Source organism: Corallococcus sp. AB049A (genome assembly GCF_003668885.1).
In the GTDB taxonomy this organism is placed as follows: domain Bacteria; phylum Myxococcota; class Myxococcia; order Myxococcales; family Myxococcaceae; genus Corallococcus; species Corallococcus interemptor.
Map to the genome: position 1 here is coordinate 1 of NZ_RAWL01000338.1, position 9,579 is coordinate 9,579.

6 protein-coding genes are annotated in these 9,579 nt (G+C 71.4%); 2 read left to right on the forward strand and 4 right to left on the reverse strand.

Translation table 11 applies throughout. The features are described from left to right. The first annotated feature begins 74 nt into the window (after positions 1-74). Positions 75-1,706: a pseudouridine synthase gene (locus D7X55_RS28955; RefSeq protein WP_121724745.1), complete on the forward strand. Its 1,632-nt coding sequence runs from the start codon at positions 75-77 to the stop codon at positions 1,704-1,706. A 9-nt stretch (positions 1,707-1,715) separates the two neighbouring features. Here D7X55_RS28955 and D7X55_RS28960 read toward each other — a convergent pair whose 3' ends face one another. The 4 genes from D7X55_RS28960 to D7X55_RS45540 all read right to left on the reverse strand — a co-directional run bounded on the left by D7X55_RS28960 (position 1,716) and on the right by D7X55_RS45540 (position 7,753). Further along, on the reverse strand, positions 1,716-2,621 hold the full coding sequence (locus D7X55_RS28960; protein WP_120548620.1) for an NADP-dependent oxidoreductase: 906 nt from the start codon (positions 2,619-2,621) through the stop codon (positions 1,716-1,718). A 113-nt stretch (positions 2,622-2,734) separates the two neighbouring features. Beyond that, positions 2,735-3,841, reverse strand: coding sequence for an alpha/beta fold hydrolase (locus D7X55_RS28965; protein WP_121724746.1), 1,107 nt, complete (start codon positions 3,839-3,841; stop codon positions 2,735-2,737). Continuing rightward, positions 3,831-5,378 carry a GMC family oxidoreductase N-terminal domain-containing protein gene (locus tag D7X55_RS28970; protein ID WP_199747197.1) on the reverse strand — a complete coding sequence of 516 codons (1,548 nt, stop codon included), beginning with the start codon at positions 5,376-5,378 and terminating at the stop codon, positions 3,831-3,833. The genes D7X55_RS28965 and D7X55_RS28970 overlap by 11 nt, the downstream gene beginning before the upstream one ends. A 14-nt stretch (positions 5,379-5,392) precedes the next feature. Then, complete coding sequence (locus D7X55_RS45540; RefSeq protein WP_121724747.1) at positions 5,393-7,753, reverse strand: GMC oxidoreductase; 2,361 nt, start codon at positions 7,751-7,753, stop codon at positions 5,393-5,395. Between the two features lie 310 nt (positions 7,754-8,063). Between D7X55_RS45540 and D7X55_RS28980 the strand changes: the two genes are divergently transcribed. After that, positions 8,064-9,579 (forward strand): serine/threonine-protein kinase (locus D7X55_RS28980; RefSeq protein WP_233610134.1); only part of this gene is annotated, 1,516 nt, incomplete at its 3' end.

The window sequence follows — 9,579 nt, forward strand, 5'->3', positions numbered from 1 at the left end:
CCCCTCACCTCGTTTCGTGCTACTCCGGCGCCGTGGTCCCGCTTGTCACTCCCCTCGAACCGGCGACGGATGAAGTGCCGGGTGCGTTCCCCAGCCCCTTCGACGCCCTGGGCCCACATGCCCTCGCGCGCCGGGCCGCGGAGGCACTGCAAGCCGAGCTCCGTGAAGGTTCCATCGCTCCGGGACTACCGAGCGACGTCCTCCAGGGCCCAGACGGCGGGAAGATGTTCGGCGTGCTCGTGGTGCGGCAGCCGGATGGAACGTTCGGCGTGCTGCGCGCCTTCTCCGCGATGCTCGCGGGCCGCTGGGACGTCCCAGGCTTCGTCCCCCCTGTGTTCGACCGCGAGGCACGCGCCCGCGTGGAGCCGGTGGCCGATGCCACGGTGAAGGCCCTGCTCGCCCGCGCCGAGGCGTGGAGCGCTTCCGATGAACTGCGCCGCCTGCGTGAGGACGATGACGCCCGTCAGTCCCGTGAGGCCACGGAGCGCGAAGCCATGCGCCTGCGCCACGACGGCCGGCGGCGCCAGCGGCACGAACGCCGCGCCGCCATCATGGCCACGCAAGGGCTCACGGACGCCGAACGCGCCCAGGCGCTGCACGCGCTCGACCAGGAGAGCCGGGGCGACAAGGCGGAGAAGCGCCGGTGGGACGCGGCCCAGGAAGAGGCCCGGCGCATTCTCGCCCCCGCCCGCGCGAAGGCGGAGCGCCGCGTGCGCGCGCTGGACCGGCTGCGGCGCATCGTCTCGCGCGGCTTCATGAAGCAGTTCCACGACACCTACGCCATCACCAACGCCCGCGGAGAAACGCGCCCCCTGCGCTCGCTCTACGGCGGCGCGGAGCCCCCATCCGGTGCCGGTGACTGCGCGGGAGCGAAGCTGCTCGCCCATGCCTTCGCGCACGGACTCCACCCCGTGGCGCTCGCGGAGTTCTGGTGGGGCACGCCGCCCGCGTCCGGAGGCCGCATCCAGGGCGCCTTCTATCCGGCGTGCCGCGACAAGTGCGGCCCCCTGCTCCCGTTCATGCTGGAAGGCCTGACCGTCTCCGCCCCCCGCGTCTTCGTCCCACCGCCGGCGCCGACGCCAGAGCTGTCCATCGTCTTCGAGGACGCGTGGCTCGTCGTCATCGACAAGCCCTGCGGCCTGCTGTCCGTGCCGGGCCGGGAGGCCGCCCTGCTGGACTCGGTGCTCACCCGCCTGCGGGCCCGCTATCCCCACGCCACGGGACCGCTGCTCGCGCACCGGCTGGACCTGGACACGTCCGGGTTGCTCGTCGCCGCGCTGGACAGCCGCACGCACGCGTCCCTCCAGCGCCAGTTCCTCCACCGCGACGTGGACAAGCGCTACGTGGCGCTCATCGACGGTCCCGTGCAGGGCGACTCGGGCACCATCACCCTGCCCCTGCGCGTGGACCTGGACGACCGGCCCCGGCAGATCGTCGACCCCGTGCACGGCAAGCCCGCAGTCACCGGCTGGGAGGTGCTCCACCGCGCGGCGGGCCACACGCGCGTGGCCTTCCATCCGCGCACCGGCCGCACGCACCAGCTCCGCGTCCACGCGGCACACCCGAAGGGCCTGGGCGCGCCCATCCTGGGAGACCCGCTGTACGGACACGCGGGCCTCCGCCTGCACCTGCACGCGGAGACCCTGTCCTTCGTGCACCCGGCGACGGGGCAGCGCGTGTCCTTCACCCGCGCCGCCCCGTTCTGAACGCCCGCCTCAGTTGACGAGCAGCACCTTGCCCACGCCGCCCTGCTCCGCGAGCTTCTGGGCCTCACGCGCGTCGTCCAGCTTGAAGGTCCGGCTGATGGGAATCACCAGGTCGCCCTTCGCCGCGCTCACGGCAAGCTGTTCAAGCCGGTGCGCATCGGGATGCGCCATGAAGCTGCGCACGACGAGGCCCTTCTCCTTCGCGCCCTTCGGCTCGCCCACCACGGTGCCCACCGTCCCGCCGTGCTTCACCTTGTCGAGCACCGCGGCCACGGCCTCTCCGCCCACCGTGTCCGCCACCGCGTCCAGCGTGGGCAGCTTCGCGAGGTCCTTCGGATCATCCAGCGCGACGACCCCGTCCACGTTGAGGCTCTGGGCCTCCTCCACCTGCTTCTTGCGCACGCCCGCCCAGATTCGCGCGCCCCGCGCCCGCGCCGCGAAGACGGCCGAGCGCCCCACCGCGCCCAGCGCGCCCGTGACGAGCACCGTGTCCCCCTGCGAGGGCCGCACGTGCTCCTCGATGAGCTGCGTGCCCGTCAGCGTCACCAGCGGCAGCGCCGCGGCGTCCCGCAGGTCCAGGGTGTCGGGCACCTTCGCCCAGGCCTCCGTGGGCGCGACCACCGTCTCCGCGTAGCCCGCGTTCACCAGGCCCATCACGCGGTCGCCCGGCTCGAAGGCCTCCACGCCCGTGCCCACCTCCACCACCTCACCGGCCACGTCGCGCCCGAGGATGGTGGGGAACTTCAAATCCATCCGCCCCTTCATGTCACCCCGGCGGATCTTCCAGTCCACCGGGTTGATGCTCGCGGCGGTGACGCGGACCTTCACCTCGCCCGGCCCCACCTTCGGCTCGGGCATGTCCTGCACCGCGAGCACGTCCACGTCCCCATAGCCTTTGAGCACGACTGCTTTCATCCGGGCCTCCAGAGGGAATCCACTGTCGGCCCAACGGTATGCACCCGCGGTGAGGCCGCCATCGTCCGCGGCCGGACGCGCGGCCTCCTGCTCCCCTGGTCGGCGGCGGCCGGTCAGCGGGGCTGGAACTCCAGCGCCTCGCGCAGCACCGGGTACGTGTCCTCCGAGGCGGTGCTGCCCATGAAGGTGTCCAGGTGGCCGTAGCCCGGCAGCATGCGGCGCTGGTACCAGCGGGCGCCATTGGCCTCGCGCAGCCACTGGAAGGTGGCTTGCGTGGAGGACGGCAGGTACGTGCGGTTCTGCTCGCTGGAGACGAACGTGATGGGCCGCTGGAAGGGCTGCGGGTCCAGGTAGTCCGGCGGCCGGGCCTGCCCGTAGCGCCGCAGGTTCTCCGCGCGGCCGTGGTCGAACTTCACCGCGTGGCCGCCGCGCGACATCTGTCCCAGGTGGCGGAACGTCAGCAGGTTGCACCGGCCGAACTGCTCCTCCAGCCGGGAGTGCGTCTCCGGGTTCAACCGCGCGTGCCGGTACAGCCGGCCGTACATGAACGACAGCCGGTGACACACCGGGCTGTCACACTCCATCCGCAGGAAGCTCGACACCTTCGTGAAGGCCGCCTGGAACAGCGGCGTGCGGGACGCGTCATCCGGCGTGAGCGAATCCAGGCCCGCGTCCAGCAGCTCCGGCACGCGCAGGAGCGCCTTGAAGCGCGTGGAGGCCGGCGTGTGGTGGTGCAGCGCCACCTGGGACGCCACCACGGTGCGCACGTCGTCCAGGTGCCCGGCGGCCATGGACATGAAGAACGCCGCGGAGCCCGCGCAGTGCACCACCGCCTGCACGGAGTCCGCGCCGGTGACTTCGCGCACGCGCCGCACCGCCGCCGGCATGTCGAGGTCCGCCGCGTCGTCCAGCGTGAACTGACGCAGGGGCAGCTGCACGCTGGCGCGCCAGTCCAAGAGCCACGTGTCGTAGCCGTGGCGCACCAGGTACTGGACGAAGTTCTCCTTCAGCGTGGGCAGCATGAACATGCCGCTCCACACGCCCGCGCCGTGCACCAGCAGCACCGGCCCCTTCGTGCCGCCCACGTAGCGGGTGAGCCTCAGGGGCACGCCGTCGCCCGCGAGGAAGTCGTACCGCTCCGCCACGGGCAGGCCCTGGAGCTTCACGTCCTGGGACAGCGTCCGGGACACTGCCGCGCCGCTTCGGTAATCAAAAGCCATGGGCCACCGCCTCCGCGATGCGCTCGGCCACCGCGCTGATGGTCATCACCGGATGGAAACCGATGGACGTGGGGATGACGGAGCCATCCGCCACGTACAGTCCGGGGTAGTTGAACACTTCGCCCTCCGTCGACACCACGCCGCGGGCCGGCGACTCCGCCAGGTGCGCCCCGCCCAGCGAGTGCACCGTGAACGGCCGGCGGAACAGCTCCCACGTCACGAGCGGCGCGAACGTCCCGCCGTACTGCGACGCCAGCTCACGCATCGCGGCCGTCATCCGGTTCACCAGCACCACGTTCTCGTTCGCGTAGTCCCACTCGATGTCCAGCCGGTCGCCCTTGAGCACCATGTGCCCGTTGGCGTTGTCCTGGCCAATGGCGAACAGGTTGCTCGTGCGCGCGGGGTCCACGCGGGTGCCCAGCGGCTTGCTGAACAGCCCCTTGCGGAACGCGCCATGCATCAGCGGCCACAGCTTGGGCCACAGCGGGGAGCCAATCCCACCCAGCGGCCCCAGCTGCGGCTGCCCCATGCCGGCGAGCACCGCCGTCGCCGGCTGGTTGAACGTGGCCGTCACCAGGGTGAAGCGCGGCGCGGCGTCGAAGAAGCGCATCACCGTGGCCACGTCCGGGCCCTGCCACGGGAAAATCTCCTCGCGGCTGCCCTGCATCGAGCCCAGGAAGTCGCCGTTGCCGGAGTACCCCTTGCCCAGCCAATCGCTCACCAGGGGCAGCGTGCGGGCCCGGTCGCGGCTGCGCAGCAGGATTTCCACCGTGCCCAGCGCCCCGGCGGACAGCACCACGCGGCTGCCTTCCACGGAGGACTTCTCCCCGGTGGCCAGGTCCTGGAAGTGCACCCGGTAGCCGCCCGCCACGCGCTGCACGTGGGACACGGACAGGCCCGGCCACACGGTGGCGCCCAGCTTCTCCGCGCGCGCCAGGTAGGTGAGGTCCAGCGTGTTCTTCGCGCCGTGCTGGCAGCCGAACTCGCACTCCGCGCAGCGCTGACACGCCTTGCGGCCCGGGGCGGAGGGCTCCGTCCAGGAGACGGCCTCGTCCGGGTCGAACGTCTGGCGGCCCATGCGCTTCGCGGCCTGCTGGAACAGGTCTCGCTTCCTCAGCGGCTCGGATGCCGGGAACGGCTTCACGTCCAGCTCGTGCGCGACCTTGTCGTAGTACGTGTCCAGCGCCTCGCGGGAAAAGCCCCGGGGCCAGCGCGGATGGTCGAAGACGATGGGGTCCGGCCGCACGTGGACGTTCGCGTAGATGAGCGACCCGCCGCCCACGCCGCTCGCCGTCACCGTGCCGATGCCGGACAGGAAGCGCACGTCGTAGAGCCCCCGCGCCTCCGGGCGCACCGGGGGGTTCCAGAGCAGCTCATCCGCGCGCGTGACGTCGCGGGGGAACTGGCCGGGGTTGTAGCGGCGGCCCCGCTCCAGCACCGCCACGGACCTGCCCGCCTGCGCCAGCCGCAGCGCATTGATGGAACCGCCGAAGCCGGAGCCCACCACCACCACGTCGTACCGCTTCGCCATGCCCATGGTGTGTTCCCCCTTCAGTCGAACTTCGCGCGGGCGAAGACATCCCAGAGCGTGCCCATGAACATGCCGCCGAAGCGCCGCATCGCGTCCGCCTGCTTCAGCGGCGAGGACGTGCCCAGCACGGAGAACGTGGTGAGCTGCTGGAGGAAGTCCGGCAGGTGCAGGCGGATGATGCCGGTGGCGACCACGGCGCCGGTGCGCTCGTGCCCCTTGCGCAGCACCGTGTAGAGCGTGGACGTGTCGCTCCACACGTCGAAGCCCGCGTCGTCGTTGACCTCCTTGTAGCCATCCAGGAGGTACGGCTGGCCGTCCACGCCGGTGAAGGGCAGCAGGTACAGCATGCGCCGCTCGTAGAAGCGCTCCGTGCCCACGAAGAGGTTGAAGACGCCGTTCTCCACCGGCGCGCCCCCGGGCGGAGTGAAGCCGCGCACGTTCAGCGTGCCCTGCACGATGCCACCGTGGGACTCCTGCGCGAGGAAGCGGTCCAGGTTGGGCAGCGTGATGGTGACCACGAACTCCGCCGTGTTCCCCGCGCGCTGGCCCGCCCGCGCCGCCCCGGCGAAGTCCTCCGGCGCCGGGTGGTTCGGCTGGAGGAAGCCCTTCATCCGTTCCGTGAAGCGCAGGCCCACCACCGGCGTGGGGGACGCGACCGTGCCGCCCGCCGGAATCACCACGTCGCCCAGCGGATCCGTCCCCGGCACCACCGGCGAGGACACCGTCTCCACCTCCGGCATCATCCGCATGCTGACGCGGGGCGGATACGCGGGCGCGGTCTTCGCGGGCGTGCGCTCCGGCGCCGTCCAGCCCGGCGCGTCCTTCACCTGGCGGATGACCTGCTCCACGTTGCGCTCGGCCACCGCGGCGATGGTGGAGGACGGGTTGACACCCACGCCCACCGGCAGCGCCGCGCCGTCCATCACATACAGGCCGGGATAGCCATGCACCTGGCCGCCCGCGTCCAACACGCCGTACGCGGCCTCCTCCGCCATCGCGCAGCCGCCCAGGTTGTGCACGGACACCGGCAGGTGCAGCCGCTCCCACAGCGGGTTGTACGCGGCGCGCGTGCCCAGCGCGCGGGCCACGTCCTCGCACAGCTGCTCCTGCGTGCGGTACAGCGGCAGGTTCGCGGGCACGTCCCACTGCACCTGGAGCTCGCGGGTGACGGGCGACAGCGTCAGCCGGCCGTTGGACTTGTCACGCCCCATGGCCAGGAACACGGCCTGGAAGCGGCCGCGCTCGTTCTCGATGGCGGCCATCTCCCTGGAGCGCGTGCGCAGCACCTTCACCAGCTCGCGCTGGAGCAGGTCCGCCGGCAGCGTCATGGCCCGGTCGGGGTCCATGGCCACCATCAACCCCGCCGCCTGCACCGGGTGTCCGCCCTCCTGGAAGAGGAACCAGGTCTTGTCCTTGCCCTGCCCTTCGTCCACCACCATGCCGGTGGTGATGGTGGGGCCCACCGCCGGGTCCCACGGTTCCTTCGTGTCGAAGGCGAACGCGAGGAAGTCCCCGTTGGCGGAATAGCGGGACCCCAGCCGCGCGCTCAGGTCCGGCAGCGTGCCGTGCACGTCGCGGTTGCGAAGCAGCAGCTCCGTGGTGTTCACCGCGCCCGCGCACAGGAAGACGCGGCGCGCGTCCACGGTGCGCTGCATGCCGGCGTAGGCGTGGTCCGTGAAGGTGACGCGGTAGCCCGGCGACAGGGGCTCGATGCGCGTCACCTCCGCCTGGGTGGTGACCTCCGCGCCGCGCTGCTCCGCGACGGCCAGGTAGTTCAGGTCCAGGGTGTTCTTCGCGCGGCGGTTGCAGCCGATGTCGCACTCGCCGCAGTAGTTGCAGCCCTCCTGGAGCACGCCGAACTTGTTGGGCATCGGCTCGCCCGCGGGGCCGAAGCGCACGGCGAGGTTCGGGTAGAAGAACTGCGCCTCGCGGCCCAGCTTCTTCGCCACCTCCTGCATCTTCTGGGTCTTGGGCGGCAGGCCGCGCGCGGACGCGGTGATGGGCTGCACGTCCAGCATGTGCGCGACCAGGTCGTAGTACGGATCCAACGACTCCCGGCCGTAGCCCTCCGGCCACCCGGAGGCGAAGACGTCCGGAGGCGGGCGCAGGTGCACGTTGGCGTAGATGAGCGAGCCGCCGCCGTACCCCGCGGCCTGCACGACGCTCATCCCCTTGAGCAGCTTGATGTCGAAGAGCCCCTGCCGGTGCTGCCACAGCCAGCCGTTGCGAGGGTCCTCGAAGTCGCGAGGAAAGCTGCCCTTCGGGTAGCGCAGCCCGCGTTCGAGCACGCGCACGGACAGACCCGCCTGCGCGAGCCGACAGGCCGCCACCGCGCCGCCAAACCCCGTGCCGATGACCAGGGCGTCGTATGCCGGTGCCATGTTCCCCCTCCGGGTGCGGTCCCTGGGGAGCAGGGATCCGGAAGCGCGACCCGGGAACGTCCAGGAAAGGACGGACCTGACTCTACAACGGGTCCACCCCGTTTCCTTGAGGCCGGAGCCCCTCCGCGGATCAGCATTTCTCGCTCGGTAGGTCGGGATTCCCTGATCAGCGAGGATTGATTGGCGAGCGGGCGGGCAGATGGCCGGCTTGGACGCGCGACGTCATGGCGCTGGCCCGGTAGCATCGGCGCACACCGGGTTTTTCTTCCATGAACGCGTACGACAGCCAGAGACGGGGATACCGGAGGTGATGACGGACGAGGAGCTTCCGGCGACACCGGCCGTGGATCCGCTGGTGGGGTCGAAGATTGGCGAGTTCGTCATCCACGAGCGCGTGGGCGCTGGAGGGATGGGGGTCGTCTACCGGGCGGAGCACCCGCTGATTGGCAAGCACGCGGCCATCAAGGTGATGCGCGCGGAGCGGGTGTCCCCGGAGCAGGAGCAGCGGCTGCTGGTGGAGGCGCGGGCGGTGAACGCCATCCGGCATCCGGGCGTGCTGGACATCTTCAACTTCGGGACGCTGCCGGACAGCCGGCCGTACGTGGTGATGGAGCTGCTCCAGGGCCAGTCGCTCGCGGACCGGCTGCGCGAGCAGCCCCGCATGGACGTGGGGACCTGCGCCTGGGTGCTGGTGCAGGTCCTGGCCGCGCTGGCGGCCGCGCACCGGGCGGGCGTGGTGCACCGGGATTTGAAGCCCGCGAACGTGTTCCTGGTGGAGCAGCCGGACGCGACGCCGCTGATCAAGCTGGTGGACTTCGGCATCGCCAAGGTGATGCAGGGGCCCGAGGCGCTGGCGCGGGCGGATGGCTCCACGCTGGGGACGCCGGACTTCATGGCCCCGGAGCAGATCCGCGGCGAAGAGGTGGGCCCGGCCGCGGACCTGTACGCGCTGGGAGTGATGGCGTTCCAGATGCTCACGGGCACCCGGCCGTTCCCGGGTGACAACGTGCAGGTGATGTTCGCGCACGTCGAGCAGGTCCCTCCCCGGGTGTCGTCGCGGGTGGAGGGCATTCCGCCGGAGCTTGATGAGCTGGTGTTCCAGCTGATGCAGAAGGAGCCCGCGAAGCGGCCCGCGACCGCGACGGCCGTGCGGATGAAGCTCCGCGGGTTGGCGCGACCGCCCACGAGCCCGGAGCCGGAGGCAGCACCACCGGCCGTGGAGTCGCGGCCGGACGTATCCAGGGCCGTCACACCGCCGGTTCGCCGCAACGGGATGTCCATTGCGCTGGCGGCGGTCGCAGGGCTGGCGCTGCTGGGAGTGGGTTACGGCTGGGGGACGCATTCGGGGAAGGCGGAGCCGCCGCAAGTGATTGCGCAGCCGCGACCTTCCGCGCCGGTGTTGGTGGAGACGCTGCCCGTGGAGCCACCACCGGTCCCTGTCGAGACGCCGCCCGAGGTCGTCGAGGAAGCAGCGGAGACGGCGACAGCGACCCTGGCGAAGTCCACGAGGCTGCCGCCCCTGCCGGCGGAGACTCCCTCCGAGAAGAAGATGGAGCAGCGGCAGGCAGGTCTGTTCAAGCTGCTGCTGGCGCGGGCGAAGGACGTGGATGGGGATGGAGCGCTGCGCGTCAGGCTGATCCAGCAGTACCGGGCCGCCGCTGAAGCAAAGACAGACTCCGAGCGGACGCGCATCCATGCCGCGCTGGATGACATCGAGAAGGAGCTGACCCAGCGCATCGCGCTGCACGACGCGTCCCCGACGATTGTCACCGTCGCCGCCGCGCCCAAGGAGGCGCCCCGGGTCCCGGCGCTCGTGATCCCCAGAC

Excerpts from the sequence above, each read along its gene's own strand:
- D7X55_RS28965 (WP_121724746.1), bottom strand. The coding sequence starts at position 3,841 with ATGGCTTTTGATTACCGAAGCGGCGCGGCAGTGTCCCGGACGCTGTCC.
- D7X55_RS28960 (WP_120548620.1), bottom strand. The coding sequence starts at position 2,621 with ATGAAAGCAGTCGTGCTCAAAGGCTATGGGGACGTGGACGTGCTCGCG.
- D7X55_RS45540 (WP_121724747.1), bottom strand. The coding sequence starts at position 7,753 with ATGGCACCGGCATACGACGCCCTGGTCATCGGCACGGGGTTTGGCGGC.
- D7X55_RS28970 (WP_199747197.1), bottom strand. The coding sequence starts at position 5,378 with ATGGGCATGGCGAAGCGGTACGACGTGGTGGTGGTGGGCTCCGGCTTC.